Source organism: Streptomyces sp. NPDC053542, assembly GCF_044544685.1.
Classification (GTDB): Bacteria; Actinomycetota; Actinomycetes; order Streptomycetales; family Streptomycetaceae; genus Streptomyces.
Window position 1 is genome coordinate 331,252 of record NZ_JBITXL010000003.1, and the last position, 20,835, is coordinate 352,086.

Genomic DNA, 20,835 nt, shown 5'->3' on the forward strand with positions numbered 1-20,835 from the left:
GAGCACCTCTCCGATTACCCGTCTCCATCGAGAGGTCCATGCATGGTGCGCTCATCGCGCTTATCCCGTTCGTACCGCCTGGCCGCCGTCGCCGCACTGCTCGCCGCGGTCGGCGTCCCCACGGCGTCCGTCCCCGCACACGCCGTGGGAACCGAGGTGGTGTGCGAAGCCACGGAGACCATCGCCTACCAGCCCGGCCTGAAGCTGCTGCCCAGCCCGCAGAAGGTGTCCGGCACGAGGACGTACTCCAACTGCGACCTGGCGAGTGAGTTCGACATCAGCTCCGGGTCCAGCTCCGGCTCGGCGTCGCAGTCGCTGTCGTGTGCCGACGCCCTCCAAGCCGGCACCGCCTCCGAGACCATCACCTGGAACAACGGCAAGACCAGCACCTTCACCTACGACCGGACCGTGTCCCACGTGGCCGGCCAGACGGTGGTCACCAACATCGGCACGATCACCGCGGGCGAATTCAAGGGGCAAGGCGCGAAATCGGTTTTCGCCGGACCGACCGCGGACCTGCACCAGTGCCTGGGTGAGGGCATCACCGAACGCACGGGGGCAGGCACGCTGACGATCCTCGCCCTGTGACCTACCGCCACCTCAGATAGCCGATGAACGCGCGCCGGGCGGGCCGCCCGCACACCACCACCGGCCCGCCCGGCCGCGTGCTGTCCCGTACCGGGACGAGGCCGGGTATGTTGTCGGCGATTTCGACGCAGTTACCCTGCCCGCCGCTGTAGGTGCTGGCACGCCACTGAGCCTTCACCGACTTCGATGAGCTGTCCTGACGTGCACTGTTCATGCTCCCTGCTCTCCCGGCCGGGATCACCGCAGGTGCGCGATGAAGACTCCCCACGCCTCTCGCCCGACGACCACCACCGGCTCGATCCGGCTGATCTTGTCCTTGGTGCAGTCGAGCGCTTCGGCGACCTGCGCAGTGGTCAGCCCGGGCCTCTCTCGCCGGGGTGCGGACCGTGCACTCGGCGGCGGACGGGCTGCTGCTCGTGGCGGCGCTCGCGGAGCGGTGGGGCGTCGAGGAGCGCGTCGGCGGGATCGGGAAGACGGTGTGGGCGGAGCTCAAGGCGCCGGGCGTGACGGACTGAGCGGGCGCTCAGTGGGTCGTCGGATTTGGCTGAGAATGCTCTCGCCAAGTGGTCACGGTCCGTGAAAAAATCACCCATCGTCACAAGATCACTCTGTGCAACCCGTAGATTGCTACGAGTTTTCGAAGTGAAGGGTAAAACTACCCGCGTAGACACATCCAGGTCGCTTACGGTGTGGCCGTGCACACGCCAGACAGGGGCGAGCGCCGCCCACCCTTCAACGCCCAGTCCGCCAAACGCATGCGCGAGGCTCTCGGAATGACGCCCGCGCATGTCGCGTACGGCATCAACGCCGCTTACGGAAAACCGATTCAGCCACGGACGATCGTCGCCTGGGAGCGGGGCGAGGGATCGCCGACGGAGAGCGAGCTGAACGCGCTCGCGGGGGCGCTGTGGTGCGCGCCCGGCGACCTGCTCGGGACGCCCGACACCTTGCGCGAGTACCGGATCGCCCGCGGCATCGCCGCCGACGACCTCGCGCTGCGGATCGGCATGGAGATCCCCGCGTACGAGCGGATGGAGGCCACCGGCCAGTGGCAGGGCAACGACCGGCAGGCCGCGGCCCTCAAGGCCGAGCTGGATCTTCCGCTGCCCGCGTTGGTCCGGCTGACCGGCCGGGCCGGGCAGCTGGCGGAGATGCTGCGCGGCGCCGCGACCACGCGCTGGCAGGCGTATGTGCGGCCGGTGTGCAAGCTGCTCGGGCTGCCGAAGCCGGAGGTGCAGAAGGCGCTGGAGTACCTCTTCGAGGAGTACCACCGGCGGATGGCCGGGACCCTGGGCTGGGGCGGCGGCACCGAGAGCGCGGCCGAGTCCAGCGACGCGGGCCGCGAGTTCGTGCGCGACGTGCTCGACCATTTCTGGGAGCAGGTCGGCGAGGGGTGACCGGCCGGGTCCGCACGCCGGGCCCGCGAAGGGCCCGGCGGCGGCCGCCGTTCAGTACAGCGAGCGGATCAGAAGACCGACTCGGCCTCGTCCATGCGGTCCGCCGGCACGGTCTTCAGGTGGGTGACCGCCTCGGCGAGCGGGACCATCGTGATGTCCGTACCGCGCAGCGCGGTCATCTGGCCGAACTCGCCGCGGTGCGCGGCCTCGACCGCGTGCCAGCCGAAGCGGGTGGCGAGGACGCGGTCGTACGCGGTGGGGGTGCCGCCGCGCTGCACGTGGCCGAGGATGACCGGGCGGGCCTCCTTGCCGAGGCGCTTCTCCAGCTCGATGGCGAGGTTGGTGCCGATGCCCTGGAAGCGCTCGTGACCGAACTGGTCGATCTCGCCCTTCTTGTAGTCCATCGTGCCGTCGGCGGGGTGCGCACCCTCGGCGACGCAGATGACGGCGAACTTCTTGCCGCGGGCGAAGCGCTCCTCGACCATCCGGACGAGGTCGGCCGGGTCGAAGGGACGTTCCGGCAGGCAGATGCCGTGGGCGCCGCCGGCCATGCCGGACTCCAGGGCGATCCAGCCCGCGTGCCGGCCCATCACCTCGACGACCATGACGCGCTGGTGCGACTCGGCGGTGGTCTTCAGGCGGTCGATCGCCTCGGTCGCGACGCCGACGGCCGTGTCGAAGCCGAAGGTGCGGTCGGTGGAGGAGATGTCGTTGTCGATCGTCTTGGGCACGCCGACCACGGGCAGGCCGGCGTCGGCGAGCATCCGGGCCGCGGTGAGGGTGCCCTCGCCGCCGATCGGGATGAGCACGTCGATGCCGTACTCCTTCGACATGTCCTTGGCGTCCTCGCACGCCTGGCGCAGCCGGGCGCGCTCCAGGCGGGAGGAGCCGAGGATCGTGCCGCCGCGGGCGAGGATGCCGCCGACGGCGTCGAGGTCGAGCTTCCGGTAACGGCCGTCGAGCAGACCAGCGAAGCCGTCCTCGAAGCCGATGACCTCGTCGTCGTGCTCGGTGACGGCGCGGTGCACCACAGAGCGGATCACGGCGTTGAGGCCGGGGCAGTCGCCGCCCGCGGTCAGGACTCCGATACGCATCGTGCTGAGTCTCCTGTGCTCGATGTTGGTTCTGGTGAGCCGGTGCGATTGTTTCACGGGCCGGTGACCGCCGCCCTCACACGTCTCGGCCGCCCCGCTCCGGGTACCCCCGCACAGAGGTGGTCACCCGCCTCGGCCGCCCCTCTTCGCGCACGGGCGCCCAGCATGGACACTGGGAGAGCGGCCTATCCACTGACGCAGGTATTGTCAAGGGGGGCAAGCCCGCCATAACGGGTAATTTTCCCTCGTGAGCAACGGAAAAGGACGGAGATCGCGCGTGACGCGGAGCGTGTACGTGACCGGCATCGGCCGTGGCGACGGACGCCAGGTGATCGAGCTGGGGGTCATGGAGCTGCTGACCCGCCATGTCGACCGGGTCGGCGTCTTCCGCCCGCTCGTGCACGACGACGGCCCGGACCGCCTCTTCGACCTGCTGCGGTCGCGGTACCGCCTCACCCAGCCCGCCGAAACGGTGTACGGCATGGGCTACGAGGCGGCGGGCACCCTACAGGCCGAGCGGGGCACCGACGAGCTGGTCTCGCGGCTGGTGGACCGCTTCCACGCGGTCGCCAGGGAGTACGACTACGTCCTGGTGCTGGGCACGGACTACGCCGACACGAACATGCCGGACGAGCTGAGCCTGAACGCGCGGCTGGCGAACGAGTTCGGCGCCTCGGTGCTGCCGGTCGTCGCGGGCCGCGACCAGGAGCCGGAGTCCGTACGGGCCGAGGCCCGCAACGCCTACCGCGCCTTCGACTCCATGGGCTGCGACGTGGTCGCCATGGTCGTGAACCGGGTGGCCCCGGCCGACCGCGAGGCCGTCGTGGAGCGGCTGGCCGCGCACCTCCCGGTGCCCTGCTACGCGCTCCCCGAGGACAGCTCGCTCTCCGCGCCGACCGTCTCCCAGATCGTGCACACCCTCGGCGGCGAGGTGCTGCTCGGCGACGACTCGGGCCTCGCCCGGGACGCCCGCGACTTCGTCTTCGGCGGCGCCATGCTGCCGACCTTCCTCAAGGCGCTGACCGACGGCTGCCTGGTGGTCGCGCCCGGGGACCGCGCGGACCTGATCATCGGCGCGCTCGCCGCGCACAGCGCGGGCGCCCCGCCCATCGCGGGCGTGCTGCTCACCCTCGGCGAGCGCCCCGGCCCGGACATCATGGCGCTGGCCGCCCGGCTGGCCCCCGGTACGCCGGTGATATCCGTGCCCGGCGGGTCCTTCCCGACGGCCGGCGAGCTGTTCGCCATCGAAGGGAAGATGAGCGCCGCCTCGCCGCGCAAGGCCGAGACCGCCCTCGGGCTGTTCGAGCGGCACGTGGACACCGTCGAGCTGACCAAGCGCATCTCGGTACTGAAGTCCGACCGCGTCACCCCGATGATGTTCGAGCACGAGCTGATCGAGCGGTCCCGCTCCGGGCGCCGCCGGGTCGTGCTGCCCGAGGGCACCGAGGAGCGCGTGCTGCGCGCCGCCGACGTGCTGCTCCGCCGGGACGTGTGCGACCTGACGCTGCTGGGCGAGGAGGAGGCGATCCGCAAGCGCGCCGCCGACCTCTCCATCGACCTGGGCGACGCCCAGATCATCGACCCGCAGACCGCACCGGTGCGTGAGCGCTTCGCCGAGCGGTACGCGGAGCTGCGCGCCCACAAGGGCGTGACGTACGAGCTGGCGTACGACGTGGTCGCCGACGTGTCGTACTTCGGCACGCTGATGGTCCAGGAGGGGCTGGCCGACGGCATGGTGTCGGGCGCGGTGCACTCCACCGCCGCCACCATCCGGCCCGCCTTCGAGGTCATCAAGACCAAGCCGGACGCCCAGATCGTCTCCTCCGTCTTCTTCATGTGCCTGGCCGACCGGGTCCTGGTGTACGGCGACTGCGCGGTCAACCCGGACCCGAACGCCGAGCAGCTGGCCGACATCGCCATCCAGTCCGCCGCCACCGCCGCGCAGTTCGGCGTCGAGCCGCGGATCGCGATGCTCTCGTACTCGACCGGCACCTCCGGCTCCGGCGCGGACGTGGACAAGGTGCGCAAGGCCACCGAGCTGGTCCGCGAGCGCCGCCCGGACCTGCTGGTGGAGGGCCCGATCCAGTACGACGCCGCGGTGGACGCCGACGTGGCCCGTACGAAGCTGCCGGACTCCGAGGTCGCAGGCCGGGCCACCGTGCTGGTCTTCCCGGACCTGAACACCGGCAACAACACCTACAAGGCCGTGCAGCGGTCGGCCGGCGCGGTCGCCGTCGGCCCGGTGCTGCAGGGCCTGCGCAAGCCGGTCAACGACCTCTCGCGCGGCGCGCTGGTCCAGGACATCGTCAACACCGTCGCCATCACGGCCATCCAGGCGCAGGGCGGCAGCGGTCCGCACCCGCAGCCCGGCCGCTGAGCTCCGTACCCCCGGTATCCCACTCCCGTAACCGAACCGAAAGCTTTTCCATGACTGCCGACGCCACCCGAGTCCTCGTCCTGAACTCCGGATCCTCCTCGCTGAAGTACCAGCTGCTGGACATGAACGGGGGCACCCGGCTGGCGGTGGGGCTGGTCGAGCGGATCGGCGAGCGGTCCTCGCGGCTGGTGCACACCCCGCTGGCCGCCGGCGGCGAGAAGCGCGAGCGCACGGAGCCGATGCCCGACCACGACGCCGCGCTGAAGGCCGTCGCGGACGAGCTGTCGGAGGACGGGCTGGGTCTGGACTCCCCCGAACTGGCCGCGATCGGCCACCGGGTGGTGCACGGCGGGCTGCGGTTCACCGAGCCGACCGTCATCGACGACGCGGTGCTCAAGGAGATCGAGCGGCTGGTGCCGGTGGCGCCGCTGCACAACCCGGCCAACCTCACCGGCATCCGGACCGCGCAGCGGCTCCGCCCGGACCTGCCGCAGGTCGCGGTCTTCGACACCGCCTTCCACTCGACGATGCCGGAGTACGCGGCCCGGTACGCGATCGACGTGGAGACCGCGGACGCGCACCGCGTGCGGCGGTACGGCTTCCACGGCACCTCGCACGCCTACGTCTCCCGGGAGACCGCCAAGCTGCTCGGCAAGCAGCCGGAGGACGTCAACGTCATCGTGCTGCACCTGGGCAACGGCGCCTCGGCCTCGGCGGTGGCGGGCGGCCGCTGCGTGGACACCTCGATGGGGCTGACCCCGCTGGAGGGCCTGGTCATGGGGACCCGCTCGGGCGACATCGACCCGGCGGTCATCTTCCACCTGGAGCGCAACGCGGGGATGTCCAGCGCGGAGATCGACGACCTGCTCAACAAGAAGAGCGGCCTGATGGGGCTCTGCGGCGACAACGACATGCGGGAGATCCGGCGGCGGATCGACGAGGGCGACAAGCGCGCCGCGCTCGCGTTCGACATCTACATACACCGGCTGCGCAAGTACATCGGCGCCTACACCGCGGTGCTCGGCCGGGTCGACGCGGTGGCGTTCACCGCGGGCGTCGGCGAGAACGCGGCACCGGTGCGGGAAGCGGCGGTGCTGGGCCTGGAGGAGATGGGGCTGGCGGTGGACGCGCGGCTGAACGCCGAGCGGTCCGACGAGGCCCGGATCATTTCCCCCGAATACGCCCGCGTGGCGGTCGCCGTGGTGCCGACCGACGAGGAGCTGGAGATCGCCAACCAGACATACGCACTGGTCAGCGCCTAGTTTTCGGCGCTTCCGCCAGGTGGAATATTCCGCTCTGAAACAAACCGATAGGATTCAGCCCATGCGCCGTTCGAAAATCGTCTGCACCCTGGGCCCTGCCGTTGACTCCTTCGATCAGCTCAAGACGCTGATCGAGGCCGGTATGAACGTGGCCCGTTTCAACATGAGCCATGGCACCCACGAGGAGCACGAGGAGCGGTACCACCGGCTCCGCAAGGCCGCCGAGGAGACCGGCCGCGCCGTCGGTGTGCTCGCCGACCTCCAGGGGCCCAAGATCCGCCTGGAGACCTTCGCCGACGGTCCGGTGGAGCTGGTGCGCGGTGACGAGTTCGTCATCACCACCGAGGACGTCCCCGGCGACAAGACCATCTGCGGTACCACCTACAAGGGCCTGCCCGGCGACGTCTCCAAGGGCGACCCGGTACTGATCAACGACGGCAACGTCGCCCTCCAGGTGATCGAGGTCGACGGCCCGCGTGTGCGCTGCATCGTCATCGAGGGCGGCGTCATCTCCGACCACAAGGGCATCAACCTGCCCGGCGCCGCGGTGAACGTGCCGGCGCTGTCCGAGAAGGACATCGAGGACCTGAAGTTCGCCCTGAACATGGGCTGCGACCTGGTCGCGCTGTCCTTCGTGCGGGACGCCAAGGACGTCCAGGACGTGCACCGCGTCATGGACGAGGTCGGCCGCCGTGTCCCGGTGATCGCCAAGGTCGAGAAGCCGCAGGCCGTCGCCAACATGGAAGAGGTCGTCGCGTCCTTCGACGGCGTCATGGTGGCCCGTGGTGACCTGGCGGTGGAGTACCCGCTGGAGAAGGTCCCGATGGTGCAGAAGCGCCTGGTGGAGATGTGCCGGCGGAACGCCAAGCCGGTGATCGTGGCGACCCAGATGATGGAGTCGATGATCACCAACTCCCGCCCGACCCGCGCCGAGGCGTCCGACGTCGCCAACGCGATCCTGGACGGCGCGGACGCGGTCATGCTCTCCGCCGAGTCCTCGGTCGGCCAGTACCCGATCCAGACCGTCAAGACGATGTCGAAGATCGTCGAGGCGGCCGAGGAGGAGCTGCTGTCCAAGGGCCTGCAGCCGCTGGTCCCGGGCAAGAAGCCGCGTACGCAGGGCGGCGCCGTGGCCCGCGCGGCCGCCGAGATGGCCGACTTCCTGAACGGCAAGGCGCTGGTGGCCTTCACCAAGTCCGGTGACACCGCCCGCCGGCTGTCCCGCTATCGCGCGACCCAGCCGATCCTGGCCTTCACCACCGACGAGTCCACCCGCAACCAGCTCTCGCTGAGCTGGGGCGTGGAGACCTTCGTCGTGCCGCACGTGGACAACACCGACGCGATGGTCGACCTGGTCGACGCCGAGCTGCTCAAGCTCAAGCGCTACAACAAGGGCGACACGATGATCATCACCGCCGGTTCGCCCCCCGGCGTCCCCGGCACCACCAACATGGTCCGGGTGCACCACCTGGGCGACTGACGCCCGGTACGTACGCGCGAAGGCCCCGCTCCTCCGAGGAGGAGCGGGGCCTTCGTGGTGCGGCTCCCGGAGTGGTTCCGGTGGACCGGGCCGGATCGTGCCGACGGTGGCGGTGCTCAGTCGGTCATGAACTGGTGCAGGCCCGGGACGTGCAGGTTGCCGCCGAACTGGCCCGCCTGGTCGATCTTCACCTTGGTGAAGTAGGCGAACGGGGTGTTGAGCGGCGGCGGGTGCTCCGGGTCGAAGGTGACCGGGATCAGGCCGAAGAGGTTGCCCTGCAGCTTCTCGGTGTACATCGTCACCTTGCCGCCGCGGATCGTGGACGTGGAGCCCTTGCGCGCCTGGACGTGGTACTTCTTCCCGGACGTCGGGTCGTCGACGATCTGGTGCAGGTCGCCGATGTCCACGCTGTCGGCGGTGAACTTCAGGGCCTGCTTGGTGCTGCCGTTCTGGGTGGTGACGTTGACGACGCCCTCATAGTCCAGGCCGCGCAGGGTGAGCGCGGAGGACTCCAGGTGCCAGGGGTCGTCGGGCAGGGTGACGGGGGTCTGCTCGTCCTTGCCCTTCTGCTTGTTCTCGACGACGCAGGGGTAGCCCTTCTTGCCGTTGGCGTCCGTGCCGTCGAGGCCGCCGCCGGGCAGGACGTTGTCGACCGTGCCCACGGCACCGTGAACGGTGTCGTTGACCGTCTTCCCGCCGTCACCGTGGTTGGTGACGCCGTCCAGGGTGTCCTGGACCGGCTTGGTCACCTTGTCGGTGGCGGAACCGGAGTCCTCGGCCTTCGTCTCGTCGGACGTGGCGTCCTTGGACGCGGTGTCCTCCGACGACGACTCGGACGGGGACGGGCTCGGCGAGGCGGTGGACTCCTCCTCGGACGAGTCCTCACCGCCGCCGAGCAGGCCACCGAGCGCGTCACCGACGCCGCCCAGCAGGCCGCCGTCCTTCTTCTCCTCCTCGGGGGAGGCGGACGGCGAGGGCGTCGCGGAGTCCGACGGCTCGTCGGTCTTCGGGTCGGCGGTGGGCTCGGACGTCTTGCCCTCGTCCGTGCCGGAGGGCGAGGCGGAGGGCTTCGCGGACGGCTCGGCGGTGGCCTTGCCGTCCTTCTTGTCCTCGGCCTTGTCCTTGGACTTGGCGTCCTTGCCTTCCACCTTGTCCGGCGCGGTCACGCACGGACCGTCCCGGAAGGGGCTCTCCGGGGGCTTGGGCTTGGCCACGGCCAGCTGGGGCGTGAGCCCCATGCCCATGAGCACGGCGGAGGGCATGGCGGCAATGGCGATCGCCTTGCCGGCGGGCACGTGCAACCGCGTCAGCAGCGGCTTCCTCGGCGCCGCGTGCCGCCCGGATCTCGCCCCGGCGGCTGCGCCCTCGTCGTGCAGCTCCTCACCCGGCACGATGCCTCCCGTTCGTCCCGTTGGTCGGGCTCTTACCTGACAGGTCGTCCAGTACGCCGCGCGAACCGCCCGCTCCGGCCGCCGCGGGCCGCCCGCCGCCGAACGGGTCGAACCCGTCGTCGGGAGCGTCCGCCCGCCCGGGATCACCGTCGGTGTCCTTGGCGGCGGACTCTGCCGGCGCCGGCTTGCCGGGGGCCCAGGAGACCGCCAGCGCACCGCCGATCAGCCCCAGCAGGAAGCCGATCAGGAAAGCGCCGAAGTTGGAGACGACCAGGGACACCAGCGACAGCAGGATCGCCGCGACACCGGCGAAGACCCTCGAAGCGGGCTGGAACCACATGGTCAGACCGAGCACGACCAGCAGCACGCCGATGATCAGCGAGCCCGCGCCCGCCGTCGTCGCCATGCGGACGGTCAGGGAACCGATCGTGAGGTTCGCGTAAGGGATGTACATGATCGGGATGCCGGCGAGCAGGGTCAGCAACCCGGCCCAGTACGGGCGTTGTCCCCGCCAAACCCGGAACGAACGGCGCTGCCGGCCGATTGTCTCGCTCAGCCGTGGTCGCGTGTCGGCGCTCATCTCGTACAGCTCCTCGGGACTGGCAATTCGGTGGTACGTGAGCTGGTGGTGCTCGGTGCTGTCGGCGCCCGGCGCACGGGCACAGGGAGGCGGCCCAAAGGGCCTGGCGTTCGGTCCCCCGTGCCCGCACGCTCAGTGCGTCAGTAGCACTCGTTCTTGCCCGCGGAGACCTTCATCTTCAGGCCGCTGAGCTTGAACGTTCCGGCGGTGGTCGCCCACGCCGTCTGCTTGACTCCGGTCAGGGTGGCCGTGTCGGCCTCCTGGGCGAACGAACCGGGGTCGGCCTTGTCACCCTTCTTGATGCCGGGGCCCTTGGACGTCGAACCCGCCGCAACACCGATGTTGATGTTGTTGAAGGTCGCGTCGGCTTCCAGCTGGTCCAGGTCGATGTAGAGGTTCTTCGCCTCGACCGGCGTGTCACCGCCACCCGCCTGGAGCTTCATCGACACGTCACCGAAGACCGGGACGGGCACGACGACCGACTGGCACAGGTTCTTGATCTTGGCGCTGGAGAACGCCGAGACCGCGACCGGGATCTGCTTGCCGCCCTTCTGGGCGTCAACGGCTCCGTACTGGACGAAGCCGGTGCCGTCCAGGCGGTCGGTGGCCACCTTGAACTGCTGGCCGGACACGCTGAACGACGCGGCCAGCGCACCCTGCGAGAGGGCCACGCCGATCGCGGCCGTCGCAGCGACGCTCGGCACCATGACGACGGCGAACCGCTTCCATCTGGTCCCGCCACGAGCCAGGGACTCCATGACTTTCCTCCTTCTCGGACGTACATCTCCGGCACCGGCCGCTCGGGTCATGGATACGGCCGCACCTGGGATGGGAGAAGTGCTACGTCCTCGGGAAGGAGAGCGCCCGCTTCGGAGTTCTTGCGTTCCGAACCGCCGGCGATCACCCCCGAGCGACAACCACTGGCCACGCTCTCGCGCAACCTCTCTGGACAGGCTCCGCCGATTTCGGCGAAGACCCCCCTGTCCCGACCGGCGCCACTGCCGCCGGCCACCCGGTGGGGACCCGTCTCCCGCGACTTCCGATTGGGTACCGGACTGCGGAGTAACGGACCGAGCTTGGCTGATCGTGGTCCATTCGGAGCCGCTGCACAAGGGGCTCGTTACCTACGAGTAACAGACAAATAACTGCCTCTGTACCGAGGGGAACCACCCCGGTACGCAGGGTCGCCTTTAACGCGGAAGAAACATCCGGAAATTCCACCCAAAACGCCTGAACTCCTACCAGCGCTCTTACTCCAAGTAACAGCGGCCACGATTACCAAGATTTGGTAAAACGTGGCCGCCGTTCCGTTTGAGGAGGGAGGAGTTGGCGAGCCGTCAGAACAAGACGCGGGCCAGCGCGGTACGCGCGCTCACGACGCGCGGGTCGTCGCCGCCGATGACCTCGAAGAGCTCCAGCAGCCGCACCCGGGCCGCCTCGCGGTCGTCGCCCGCCGTGCGCTTCACGACGTCGACCAGCCGCCCGAAGGCGTCCTCCACGTGCCCGCCGACCAGGTCCAGGTCGGCCGCGCGGATCTGCGCCTGCACGTCGGCCGGATTCTCGGCCGCCTCCTTGCGCACCGCCTGCGGGTCGAGGTCCTGCACGCGGTGCAGCAGCTCGGCCTGCGCGAGGCCCAGCTTGGCCTCGGGGTTCGCCGGGTCGTCGGAGAGCACGTTCTTGTACGCCTGGATGGCGCCGCCGAGGTCACCGGAGTCCAGCGCCTGGGTCGCGGCCTCCAGCAGCGCGTCGTACGGACCGGCCGGGGCGGGCGCCTCGACGGGCTCCTCGTCGCCCTGCGCCGCCGGGGCGACGGGCGCGCCGACGATGCCGAACTGCTGCTCGGCGGCCTGCACCAGCTGGTCCAGCACCTGCCGGATCTGCGCCTCCGGGGCCGCGCCCTGGAACAGCGGGATCGGCTGGCCCGCGACGACGGCGAACACCGCCGGGATGCCCTGCACGCCGAACTGCTGGAAAAGGGCCTGGTTGCTGTCTACGTCGATCTTGGCGAGCACGAACTTGCCGGCGTACTCCGCCGCCAGGCGCTCGAGCAGCGGGCCCAGCTGCTTGCACGGCTCGCACCACTCGGCCCAGAAATCGATGACGACCGGGACCTCGGTGGAGCGCTGCAGGATCTCCTGCTGGAACCCCGCCTCGTCGACGTCGATCACGAGCCGGCCGCCGCCCGCCGGGGCCCGGCCGGTACGCGCCGCTTCGGCGCGCGCCTGTTCCGCTTTCTGCTTCGCTTCCCCGGCCGCCTTCACCGCGGCGAGGTCGACCACTCCACTCATGGACATATTGCGTGGCTGCATGGTCCCATCCTCCCCCCTGAGCGGGCCGTTCCGGAAAGCGGTGCGGAAAATCCAGGGCCCCCATGGCCCTGGACCCCGCGAGGTGAGCTCCGTACCCTGCCCGCATCCCGCCGGATTGCCTGAGGCGGGCCCGAGACGGAGCTCCGGGTGGTCCCGAGGAGGACCGGTCTGTGCTGGTCCCGAGGAGGGACCGGTCTGCGGTGGCCGGGGTCCCCACCCGCGACCGGTGTGTGTGGCGTCGCTCTTTCGCTACGAGTCGTAGCGTAACTCTCCGGTCCCCCGCCGCGGCAACCGTGCGGGGCCGCCGCGCTCGTGATCTCTCTCACCCGGCACGGCCACCCCGCGCCTACCGGCCGGTATGGTCGGCCGCATGCAGTGCTCTCCCACCGGCCCCCGCAAGGAGCGCGCCCGCCTCACCCGCCGCACGGGACGCCCGCGCAGCGCCGCGGCCGACGCCGCGATCCTGGACGCCACCCGCGCCGCGCTCGTCGAGCTGGGCTGGGGGAAGCTCACGATGGGCGACGTGGCCGCGCGCGCCAAGGTCGCCAAGACCACGCTGTACCGCCGCTGGGCAGGCAAGAACGAGCTGGTGCTGGACGCCGTCGCGGTCCTCTTCGACGAGCTGGAACTCCCCGACCGGGGCTGCCTGAAGGACGACATCGAGGGCGTCGTGCTGCAGTTCGCCGCGCTGCTCGCCCGCCCGGAGACCAAGACCGCGCTGATGGCGGTGGTCGCCGAGTCCACCACGGACGACGCGCTGCGCACCCGGATCCGCGAGGCCGTCGTGGAGCGGCAGAAGCGGCTGGTGGTGGAGGGCCGGCAGCGCGCCCAGCGGCGCGGCGAACTGCCGCCGGACAGCGGCGGGGCCGAGGGCGCCGCCGCGGCGGCCCGCAGCGTGGACCTGATCTTCGATGTGATCGCGGGCGCGGTGGTGCACCGCGCCCTGGTCAGCGGCGAACCGGTCGACGCGGCCTGGGCGGCCCGCTTCACCACCCTCCTGCTCGCCGGGCTGCGCGGGCTGGAGAGCAGGGACTGAGCGCGGGCCGCGCGCCGGGCCGGTGCCCTCAGACCTGGTAGCGGTCACCGGCGAACAGATGCAGGTGCCCGCCGACCCAGTCCGAGGTCCGCCGCAGCCCCACCTCCAGGGACACCCGCGGCTTCCAGCCGGACAGCTCCCGGGCCCGCGCGTTGTCCGACAGCAGCCGCTCCACCTCGCTGCCCGAGGGCCGCAGCCGCGCCGGGTCCACGACCACCTTCGCCGTCCGCCCGGAGGCCGCGATCAGCTCCTCGGCGAGCTGCCCGATGGAGATCTCCCGCCCCGTACCGAGGTTGACCACCTCCCCCACCGCCCGGTCGCACTCCGCGAGGGCGAGGAATCCCTCGGCGGTGTCCGTGACATAGGTGAAGTCGCGGGTCGGCGTGAGGGAGCCGAGCCGGATCTCCCGGGCGCCGGAGTGCAGTTGCGCGAGGATCGTGGGGATCACGGCGCGGGCCGACTGCCGGGGCCCGTAGGTGTTGAACGGGCGGACCACCGTGACCGGCAGTTCGAAGGCGTGCCAGTGGGAGAGCGCCATCATGTCGGCGCCGATCTTCGAGGCGGAGTACGGGGACTGCGGCTGGAGCGGGTGGTTCTCGGCGATGGGCGCGGTGCGCGCGGTCCCGTACACCTCGCTGGTGGAGGTGTGGACGAGCCGCCGCACGCCGTGCAGCCGGGCGGCCTCGCACACGTTCTCCGTACCGACCACGTTGGTCTGCACGTACGCGCCGGGCGAGTCGTAGCTGTACGGGATGCCGATCAGCGCGGCGAGGTGGAAGACCGTGTCGCAGCCGGCCACCGCGTCCCGCACCCGGCCCGCGTCGCGGATGTCGCCCGCCAGCATCTCCACGGGGCTGTCCGGAACGAGGTACCGGGCCAGATGGCCCTTCTCCGCGTACGGCTTGTAGTGGACCAGGGCCCGGACCCGCGCGCCGCGCGCGACGAGCAGGTCGACGAGCGTGGAGCCGATGAATCCCTCGGCGCCGGTGACGAGGACCCGGCGGCCCTGCCAGGGGGTGTGCTGCGTGGTCATGCGTACTCCTTCGATGTGGTGGGAAGCGGGGAACGGCCGGCCAGCCGGAGGACCTTCGCCGCGAGCAGGTCGGCGGCGCGGGCGTGGGTGCCCGGATCGGCCGCCGCGCCCATCGCCGCCAGCCGCGCCGGGTCGTCCAGCAGCGGTCCGGTGACGGCGTCGAGGCGCTCGGCGGTGGTCTCGCCGTCCGGCAGCAGCAGCGCGGCGCCGGCGTCGGAGAGCACCCGCGCGTTGTGCGTCTGGTGGTCGCCGGGCGCGTGCGGATACGGGACGAGGACCGCGGGCATCCCGATCGTGGCCAGCTCCGCGACGGTCGCCGAGCCGGCCCGGCACACCACCAGGTCGGCGGCGGCGTACGCGAGATCCATCCGGTCCAGGTAAGGGACCGCCTCCGCGATCGCCGCGCCGCCCCCGGCCACGAGCCGCTCGCGCGCCGCGGCCAGCGCGTCCGGGCCCGTCTTGATCAGCATCCGCAGGTCCGGGCGGTGCCGGTGCCGCGCTGCCAGCCCGATGGCGGCCTCGGTGAGCCGCGCCGCCCCCAGGCTGCCGCCGTTGACCAGCAGCAGCCGGGCGCCGTCCGGGATGCCGAGCGCCCGGCGGGCCGGGCCTCGAAGCGCCGCCCGGTCCAGCCCGGCGAGCGGCCCGGACAGCGGCATGCCGACCGTCTCGGCCCGCTCACCGCCCGGCAGGTGCGCGCGGCTGCGGTCGAAGGCGAGGGCGATGTGCGGGGTGAGCCGCGCGGCGAAGGTGTTGGCCCGGCCCGGTACCGCGTTGGACTCGTGGATCAGGCTCGGCAGCCCCGCCAGCCGGGCGCCCACGATCACCGGCGCGCTGGGATAACCGCCCATCCCGACCGCGGCCTGCGCACCCTGCGCGCGCAGGATCGCCCGGCACTGGGCGCCGGACTTCAGCAGCGCGGCGGGCAGCAGATAGCGCCGGGCGCCCAGCGCCGGATCGAAGGGGATCATGTCGACGGTGTGCAGGCGGTACCCGGCCTTCGGGATCAGCCGCTTCTCCAGCCCGCGTTCGGTACCGACGAAGGAGATCACCGCGTCGGGCACGGCCCGGCGCAGCGCGTCGGCGAGGGCGAGCCCCGGATAGATGTGGCCGCCGGTGCCCCCGGCACCGATGACGACGGAGAGTGGTGTGCGCATGGCCGCCACGCTCGTCGCGCGCCCTAAGAAGGTTCTAAGAGCGCCGTTTGGCAGCCTTGGCCCATGCCACCGACCGCATCGCCCCCGCCGCCCCCGGGCGCCGCCCCGCCCGCGCCCCGCATCCTGGTCGTCGACGACGACGCGGAGGTGCGGGCTGCCGTCGAGGACGGCCTGACCGTGGAGGGGTACCGGGTACGCGGCGCGGCCGACGGGCTGGCCGCGCTGAGCGCGGTCGCGGAGTGGCAGCCGGACGCGCTGGTGCTGGACGTGATGATGCCCGTACTGGACGGCCTCGCGGTCTGCCGGCGGCTGCGCGCGCTCGGCGACCGCACACCCGTCCTCGTCCTCACCGCGCTGGACGCGGTCAGCGAGCGGGTGGACGGGCTGGACGCCGGCGCCGACGACTACCTCGTCAAGCCCTTCGCGCTGGACGAACTGACCGCCCGGCTCCGGGCCCTGCTGCGCCGCGTCGCCGTACCGGACGCCGAGGGCGCCGCGCTGACCGTCGCCGACCTGGTGCTCGACCCGGCCACCCGCACCGGGCGCCGGGCGGGCCGCCGGCTGGAGTTCAGCCGTACCGAGTGGACCCTGCTGGAGCTCTTCGCGCGCAACCCCGGCCAGGTCATGCCACGCGAGGTGATCCTGGAGCGGGTCTGGGGCCGCGACTTCGGCCCGGCCTCCAACTCCCTCGCCGTGTACGTCGGTTACCTGCGCCGCAAGCTGGAGGCGGGCGGCGAACCACGGCTGCTGCACACCGTGCACGGCGTCGGCTACCGGCTGGGGGAAGAGTGAGCGGCCGCCGCGGGCTCGGGGCACCGTGGCGGCGCAGGCGGCCGCTGCGGACCCGGCTGGCGCTGGCCGCCTCGGCGGCCGTGGCACTGGTCGCCGTCGGCGTGTGCACCGCCGCGTTCGTCATCATCCGGTACGCCATGGGCCACCAGCTGGAGCTGAACCTCACCCAGTCGGCGACCCTGGTCATGCAGCAGAACCGGGACGAGGGACCGGGCATGGTGGCCGGTGAGTGCCGCTACCTGGCGGCCCCGGCCTGCTCCCAGATCGTCCCCGCCGACCCCGCCGCCGATCCGTCCCGGCCCTATCTGCTGCCGGTCACCGACGCCACCCGCGAGGTCGCGGCCGGCCGGCACGCCGCGTACTACAGCGAATTCACCCTGCACGGCCGTCCGGCCCGGATGCTCACGCAGCACTTCAAGGACGGCACGGCGGTGCAGGTGGCGCTGCGCGCGGACACCGTGGAGAAAGGGGTGCGGCAGGCCGCCGGGATGCTGGCCGCGGTGGGCGGCGCGGGCGTCCTGCTGGCCGCCGCGCTCGGCTACTGGGTATCTCGTACCGGCCTGGCGCCCGTCGCCCGGCTGACCGCCGCCGCCGAACGGATCGCCGCGACCCGCGACGCCGGGCACCGCATCGAGCTGCCCGCCGGGCCGCCCGGCCGCGAGGACGAGCTGACCCGGCTGGCGGCCAGCTTCAACACCATGCTCGGCGAGCTGGAACAGTCGGTCACCGCCCAGCGCCGGCTGGTCGCCGACGCCTCCCACGAGCTGCGCACGCCGCTGACGGCGCTGCGTACCAACGCCGAACTCCTCGCCCGCGCCGACCGGCTGACCGAGGCCCAGCGCGACCGCGCGTCAGCAGCGCTCGGCCGCCAGCTGCGCGAGGTGACCACGCTGGTCAACGACCTGATCGAGCTGGCGCGCGACGAGGAGCCGCAGCCGCTGGTCGAGGAGGTGCGCCCCGCCGCGCTGCTGGAGCACGCGGTCGCCGCGGCCCGCGAACACTGGCCCGCTATCGCCTTCACCGTACGGACCGACGCGCGCGCCGCGGCGGACTCCGTGCCCGGCGTACCGGCCCGGCTGACCCGGCTGCTCTCGAACCTGCTCGACAACGCGGCCAAGTTCTCGCCGCCCGGCGGCCCGGTCGAAGCGGAGCTGACCGCCCCGCCGGGCGCGCTGGAGATCACGGTCCGGGACCACGGCCCGGGCATCGCCGCCGAGGACCTGCCGCACGTCTTCGACCGCTTCTACCGCGCCCGGGCCGCCCGCACCCTCCCCGGCTCGGGGCTGGGCCTGGCGATGGCCCGGCAGATCGCCCGTGCGCACCGCGCCGAGCTGACCGCGGAGCGGGCGCCGGGCGGCGGGGCGCTGTTCCGGCTGCGGTTCCCGCGCTGAACGGCCGGTTCACTCACCTGTCTTCTGCCAGGCACAGCTGCCCAGCGTCGCCCGCCCGCCGGACACCAGCTTCTCCGCCGCGGCGGCCTTCGCCATCTCGCTGTGCCCGTTGACGCAGATCACCGTGCGGTCCGTGAACCCGGCGAGGTCGACCAGGATCTGGTCCCAGTGCCGGTACTGCACGTCGTGCCCGGAGTCGGCGTAGGAGCGCACCACCGGCTTCCCGGGCAGGTGCTGCCGCCAGGTGTCGATCGTGCTCGGCGGCACGGTGGTGTCCTTCTTGCCGCTGTAGAGGAACACCGGCGCGGTCAGCTTCGACAGGTCGGGCCCCGGCCGCTCGCAGTACAGCTTCTGCTCGTGCACCTGCGGTGCCGGGTCGGCCTTCTGGCCGCGCTGGTTGTAGGTGCGCGCGCCCTCTTCGTACGCGGTGTCGGCGAAGCCCGGGATCTGCTTCGTCGGGCTGTCGTCGGGGAACGCCCACCACTTGCGGGGGTCGGCGAGCACGGGGGCCAGCTGCTTGCCCAGCTCCTCGTCCGGCACCCCGCAGTAGTCGGGCTTCTTGCCGTACGGGGGCAGCGCGGCGGCCAGGTGCAGCGCCTCGATGCGCTGCGGTGCCCGCGCGGCGAGCTCGGCGGCGTACGGCCCGCCGCCGGAGATCGCGATCACGCTCGTCCTCCGCACGCCGATCCGGTCCAGGACCTCCAGCGCGTCCTTCGCGAAGTCGGCCTTGCCCAGGTCCTTGTCGTACGCGGTGTCGCCGAAGCCGTTGCGCTCGACCGATATCAGCCGCAGGTGGAGCGATTCGCGCGTACTGCGGAAGAAGTCGGTCATGTGCGCGGCGCGGGCGCTGGTGCCCGTACCGCCCATGAACAGCACGGGCTTCCCGTCCCGCGGCCCCTCGTCGATGTAGTGCGCGGTGCGGCCCGAGGACAGCTTCGCGGCCTGCACTTCGGGGCCGAGGGAGTCGAAGTCGTCCTGGACGCGGGCCTGGTGGAGGCCGGCCGCGTGCGGCTCGGGCGCGGGCCTGGCCGTGGCGGACGTGCCGAGGACCACCGAACCGGTGAGCAGGGCGGTGGCCAGCGCGGTCGCGCCGCAGGCGGCGAGAACGGATCTCTTCACGTACGTCTCCCGGAGGGGTAAGTGGATGCAGACCGCACCCACCTACCCAGCGCCTCCGGAAGAACGCCACGGATTCCGTTGCGTACGCGCCTGCTCAGAAGCCTGCCGGCTCCGTGTACACGCCCCACTCGTCCCGGAGCGCGTCGCAGATCTCGCCGAGGGTGGCCTCCGCGCGGACCGCGTCGAGCATCGGCTCGATCATGTTGCGGCCGTCGCGGGCCGCGGCCAGCATGCCCTCCAGCGCGGTGCGCACCGCCGCGTCGTCACGGGCCGCCTTGCGGGCACCGAGGATGCGCACCTGCTCGCGCTCGACCTCGTGGCTGACCCGCAGGATCTCCAGGTCGCCGGTGACCGAGCCGTGGTGGCAGTTGACGCCGACGACCTTCTTGTCGCCCTTCTCCAGCGCCTGCTGGTACTGGAAGGCGGACTCGGCGATCTCGCCGGTGAACCAGCCGTCCTCGATGCCGCGCAGGATGCCGGAGGTCATCGGGCCGATGGGGTGCTGCCCGTCGGGGACGGCGCGGGCGCCGCGCTCCTTGATCCGGTCGAAGATCTTCTCGGCGTCCGCCTCGATGCGGTCGGTGAGCTGCTCGATGTACCACGAACCGCCCAGCGGGTCCGCGACGTTGGCGACGCCGGTCTCCTCCATCAGCACCTGCTGCGTGCGCAGCGCGATCTCCGCGGCCTGCTCGGACGGGAGGGCGAGGGTCTCGTCCAGGGCGTTGGTGTGGAGGGAGTTCGTGCCGCCGAGCACCGCGGCCAGCGCCTCGACGGCGGTGCGGACCACGTTGTTGTACGGCTGCTGGGCGGTCAGCGAGACGCCCGCGGTCTGCGTGTGGAACCGCAGCCACTGCGCCTTCTCGCTGGTCGCGCCGTACACGTCGCGCATCCAGCGGGCCCAGATGCGGCGCGCGGCGCGGAACTTGGCGATCTCCTCGAAGAAGTCCACGTGCGCGTCGAAGAAGAAGGACAGGCCGGGCGCGAACTTGTTCACGTCCAGGCCGCGCGAGAGGCCCAGCTCGACGTAGCCGAAGCCGTCGGCCAGGGTGTACGCCAGCTCCTGCGCGGCCGTCGAGCCCGCCTCGCGGATGTGGTACCCGGATACCGAGAGCGGCTTGTAGTCCGGGATGGCGTGCGCGCAGTGCTCCATCAGGTCGCCGATCAGGCGCAGATGCGGCTCGGGCTGGAAGAGCCACTCCTTCTGGGCGATGTACTCCTTGAAGATGTCCGTCTGGAGCGTGCCGTTGAGGACGCCGGGGTCGACGCCCTGGCGCTCGGCGGCGACCAGGTACATGCAGAAGACCGGGACGGCGGGTCCGGAGATCGTCATCGAGGTCGTCACGTCACCGAGCGGGATGTCCTTGAAGAGGACCTCCATGTCGGCGGCGGAGTCGATGGCGACGCCGCAGTGGCCGACCTCGCCGAGCGAGCGCGGGTCGTCGGAGTCGCGGCCCATCAGGGTCGGCATGTCGAAGGCGACCGAGAGGCCGCCGCCGCCCGCCTTGAGGATCATCTTGTACCGCTCGTTCGTCTGCTCGGCGTTGCCGAAGCCCGCGAACTGGCGGATGGTCCAGGTCCGGCCCCGGTAGCCGGTCGGGTACAGGCCGCGCGTGAAGGGGTACTCCCCGGGCCAGCCGATCCGCTCGAAGCCTTCGTAGGCGTCGCCGGGGCGGGGGCCGTACACCGGGTCCACCGGGTCCCCGGAGAGGGTGGAGAAGTCCGCGTCGCGCTTGCGTGCGGAGTCGTACCGGGCCTGCCAGCGGCGGCGGCCCTCTTCGATCGCGTCAGCGTCCATGCCACCAATTTACTTGGACGTCCTAGTAAATGTAAGT

At 71.6% G+C, this 20,835-nt stretch carries 19 protein-coding genes and 1 pseudogene; 9 read left to right on the forward strand and 11 right to left on the reverse strand.

Going from position 1 to position 20,835, the window contains the following annotated elements; all coding sequences use genetic code 11:
* Window positions 1–42: 42 nt before the first annotated feature.
* Window positions 43–588, forward strand: a complete 546-nt coding sequence (locus ACIGXO_RS09350) for a hypothetical protein (protein ID WP_399782647.1) — start codon at window positions 43–45, stop codon at window positions 586–588.
* Window position 589: 1 nt separating this feature from the next.
* Here the strand turns inward: ACIGXO_RS09350 and ACIGXO_RS09355 are convergent, their stop codons facing one another.
* Window positions 590–802 carry a DUF397 domain-containing protein gene (locus ACIGXO_RS09355; RefSeq protein WP_399782650.1) on the reverse strand — a complete coding sequence of 71 codons (213 nt, stop codon included), beginning with the start codon at window positions 800–802 and terminating at the stop codon, window positions 590–592.
* A gap of 23 nt (window positions 803–825) precedes the next feature.
* Window positions 826–951: pseudogene (locus ACIGXO_RS09360) on the reverse strand (XRE family transcriptional regulator); the annotation flags it as partial.
* A gap of 14 nt (window positions 952–965) precedes the next feature.
* On the opposite strand from ACIGXO_RS09360, the gene ACIGXO_RS09365 reads away from it, so the two are divergent.
* The gene (locus tag ACIGXO_RS09365; protein ID WP_399782652.1) at window positions 966–1,103 is read left to right on the forward strand and encodes a hypothetical protein; all 138 of its coding nucleotides are present in this window, start codon (window positions 966–968) and stop codon (window positions 1,101–1,103) included.
* A gap of 258 nt (window positions 1,104–1,361) precedes the next feature.
* Window positions 1,362–1,985, forward strand: a complete 624-nt coding sequence (locus tag ACIGXO_RS09370; RefSeq protein WP_399782655.1) for an XRE family transcriptional regulator — start codon at window positions 1,362–1,364, stop codon at window positions 1,983–1,985.
* 68 nt (window positions 1,986–2,053) lie between these two features.
* Here the strand turns inward: ACIGXO_RS09370 and ACIGXO_RS09375 are convergent, their stop codons facing one another.
* Window positions 2,054–3,079 (reverse strand): 6-phosphofructokinase, encoded by a 1,026-nt coding sequence (locus ACIGXO_RS09375; protein WP_223732453.1) that lies wholly within the window; start codon window positions 3,077–3,079, stop codon window positions 2,054–2,056.
* 277 nt (window positions 3,080–3,356) lie between these two features.
* Between ACIGXO_RS09375 and pta the strand changes: the two genes are divergently transcribed.
* The 3 genes from pta to pyk all read left to right on the forward strand — a co-directional run bounded on the left by pta (window position 3,357) and on the right by pyk (window position 8,198).
* Complete coding sequence (gene pta / locus ACIGXO_RS09380) at window positions 3,357–5,456, forward strand: phosphate acetyltransferase (RefSeq protein ID WP_399782659.1); 2,100 nt, start codon at window positions 3,357–3,359, stop codon at window positions 5,454–5,456.
* A gap of 50 nt (window positions 5,457–5,506) precedes the next feature.
* A complete protein-coding gene (locus ACIGXO_RS09385) occupies window positions 5,507–6,718 on the forward strand; it encodes an acetate kinase (protein ID WP_399782661.1) in 1,212 nt (403 codons plus the stop codon).
* A gap of 61 nt (window positions 6,719–6,779) precedes the next feature.
* Entirely contained in the window at window positions 6,780–8,198 is a 1,419-nt protein-coding gene (gene pyk, locus ACIGXO_RS09390; RefSeq protein ID WP_399782664.1) for a pyruvate kinase, read from the forward strand.
* Between the two features lie 116 nt (window positions 8,199–8,314).
* On the opposite strand, the gene ACIGXO_RS09395 is transcribed toward pyk, so the two are convergent.
* From ACIGXO_RS09395 to ACIGXO_RS09410, 4 genes are all read right to left on the reverse strand, one after another.
* Entirely contained in the window at window positions 8,315–9,589 is a 1,275-nt protein-coding gene (locus tag ACIGXO_RS09395; protein ID WP_399782666.1) for a hypothetical protein, read from the reverse strand.
* Window positions 9,579–10,169, reverse strand: a complete 591-nt coding sequence (locus tag ACIGXO_RS09400; RefSeq protein WP_399782669.1) for a DUF6114 domain-containing protein — start codon at window positions 10,167–10,169, stop codon at window positions 9,579–9,581. The genes ACIGXO_RS09395 and ACIGXO_RS09400 overlap by 11 nt, the downstream gene beginning before the upstream one ends.
* A 140-nt stretch (window positions 10,170–10,309) precedes the next feature.
* Window positions 10,310–10,927 carry a DUF6230 family protein gene (locus tag ACIGXO_RS09405; protein WP_399782672.1) on the reverse strand — a complete coding sequence of 206 codons (618 nt, stop codon included), beginning with the start codon at window positions 10,925–10,927 and terminating at the stop codon, window positions 10,310–10,312.
* Between the two features lie 579 nt (window positions 10,928–11,506).
* Entirely contained in the window at window positions 11,507–12,478 is a 972-nt protein-coding gene (locus ACIGXO_RS09410; RefSeq protein ID WP_399782675.1) for a tetratricopeptide repeat protein, read from the reverse strand.
* A gap of 370 nt (window positions 12,479–12,848) precedes the next feature.
* Here ACIGXO_RS09410 and ACIGXO_RS09415 point away from each other — a divergent pair, with 370 nt between their 5' ends.
* Window positions 12,849–13,514, forward strand: coding sequence for a TetR/AcrR family transcriptional regulator (locus ACIGXO_RS09415; protein WP_399782678.1), 666 nt, complete (start codon window positions 12,849–12,851; stop codon window positions 13,512–13,514).
* A 28-nt stretch (window positions 13,515–13,542) separates the two neighbouring features.
* Here the strand turns inward: ACIGXO_RS09415 and ACIGXO_RS09420 are convergent, their stop codons facing one another.
* Window positions 13,543–14,547, reverse strand: coding sequence for a GDP-mannose 4,6-dehydratase (locus ACIGXO_RS09420; RefSeq protein ID WP_399782681.1), 1,005 nt, complete (start codon window positions 14,545–14,547; stop codon window positions 13,543–13,545).
* Window positions 14,544–15,701: a UDP-N-acetylglucosamine--N-acetylmuramyl-(pentapeptide) pyrophosphoryl-undecaprenol N-acetylglucosamine transferase gene (locus ACIGXO_RS09425; RefSeq protein WP_399782684.1), complete on the reverse strand. Its 1,158-nt coding sequence runs from the start codon at window positions 15,699–15,701 to the stop codon at window positions 14,544–14,546. The genes ACIGXO_RS09420 and ACIGXO_RS09425 overlap by 4 nt, the downstream gene beginning before the upstream one ends.
* Window positions 15,702–15,764: 63 nt before the next feature.
* On the opposite strand from ACIGXO_RS09425, the gene ACIGXO_RS09430 reads away from it, so the two are divergent.
* Both ACIGXO_RS09430 and ACIGXO_RS09435 read left to right on the forward strand, forming a co-directional pair.
* A complete protein-coding gene (locus ACIGXO_RS09430; protein ID WP_399782687.1) occupies window positions 15,765–16,493 on the forward strand; it encodes a response regulator transcription factor in 729 nt (242 codons plus the stop codon).
* Window positions 16,490–17,884: a sensor histidine kinase gene (locus ACIGXO_RS09435; protein WP_399782689.1), complete on the forward strand. Its 1,395-nt coding sequence runs from the start codon at window positions 16,490–16,492 to the stop codon at window positions 17,882–17,884. Before ACIGXO_RS09430 ends, ACIGXO_RS09435 begins: the two co-directional genes overlap by 4 nt.
* Before the next feature lie 9 nt (window positions 17,885–17,893).
* On the opposite strand, the gene ACIGXO_RS09440 is transcribed toward ACIGXO_RS09435, so the two are convergent.
* Entirely contained in the window at window positions 17,894–19,003 is a 1,110-nt protein-coding gene (locus tag ACIGXO_RS09440) for an alpha/beta fold hydrolase (RefSeq protein WP_399782692.1), read from the reverse strand.
* A 94-nt stretch (window positions 19,004–19,097) separates the two neighbouring features.
* Window positions 19,098–20,798 carry a methylmalonyl-CoA mutase gene (locus ACIGXO_RS09445; RefSeq protein WP_399782695.1) on the reverse strand — a complete coding sequence of 567 codons (1,701 nt, stop codon included), beginning with the start codon at window positions 20,796–20,798 and terminating at the stop codon, window positions 19,098–19,100.
* Between the last annotated feature and the right edge of the window lie 37 nt (window positions 20,799–20,835).

Coding starts and splice junctions, on each gene's coding strand:
- ACIGXO_RS09350 (WP_399782647.1), top strand. CDS start 43: ATGGTGCGCTCATCGCGCTTATCCCGTTCGTACCGCCTGGCCGCCGTC.
- ACIGXO_RS09355 (WP_399782650.1), bottom strand. CDS start 802: ATGAACAGTGCACGTCAGGACAGCTCATCGAAGTCGGTGAAGGCTCAG.
- ACIGXO_RS09370 (WP_399782655.1), top strand. CDS start 1,362: ATGACGCCCGCGCATGTCGCGTACGGCATCAACGCCGCTTACGGAAAA.
- ACIGXO_RS09375 (WP_223732453.1), bottom strand. CDS start 3,079: ATGCGTATCGGAGTCCTGACCGCGGGCGGCGACTGCCCCGGCCTCAAC.
- ACIGXO_RS09385 (WP_399782661.1), top strand. CDS start 5,507: ATGACTGCCGACGCCACCCGAGTCCTCGTCCTGAACTCCGGATCCTCC.
- pyk (WP_399782664.1), top strand. CDS start 6,780: ATGCGCCGTTCGAAAATCGTCTGCACCCTGGGCCCTGCCGTTGACTCC.
- ACIGXO_RS09400 (WP_399782669.1), bottom strand. CDS start 10,169: ATGAGCGCCGACACGCGACCACGGCTGAGCGAGACAATCGGCCGGCAG.
- ACIGXO_RS09405 (WP_399782672.1), bottom strand. CDS start 10,927: ATGGAGTCCCTGGCTCGTGGCGGGACCAGATGGAAGCGGTTCGCCGTC.
- ACIGXO_RS09410 (WP_399782675.1), bottom strand. CDS start 12,478: ATGCAGCCACGCAATATGTCCATGAGTGGAGTGGTCGACCTCGCCGCG.
- ACIGXO_RS09415 (WP_399782678.1), top strand. CDS start 12,849: ATGCAGTGCTCTCCCACCGGCCCCCGCAAGGAGCGCGCCCGCCTCACC.
- ACIGXO_RS09420 (WP_399782681.1), bottom strand. CDS start 14,547: ATGACCACGCAGCACACCCCCTGGCAGGGCCGCCGGGTCCTCGTCACC.
- ACIGXO_RS09425 (WP_399782684.1), bottom strand. CDS start 15,701: ATGCGCACACCACTCTCCGTCGTCATCGGTGCCGGGGGCACCGGCGGC.
- ACIGXO_RS09430 (WP_399782687.1), top strand. CDS start 15,765: ATGCCACCGACCGCATCGCCCCCGCCGCCCCCGGGCGCCGCCCCGCCC.
- ACIGXO_RS09445 (WP_399782695.1), bottom strand. CDS start 20,798: ATGGACGCTGACGCGATCGAAGAGGGCCGCCGCCGCTGGCAGGCCCGG.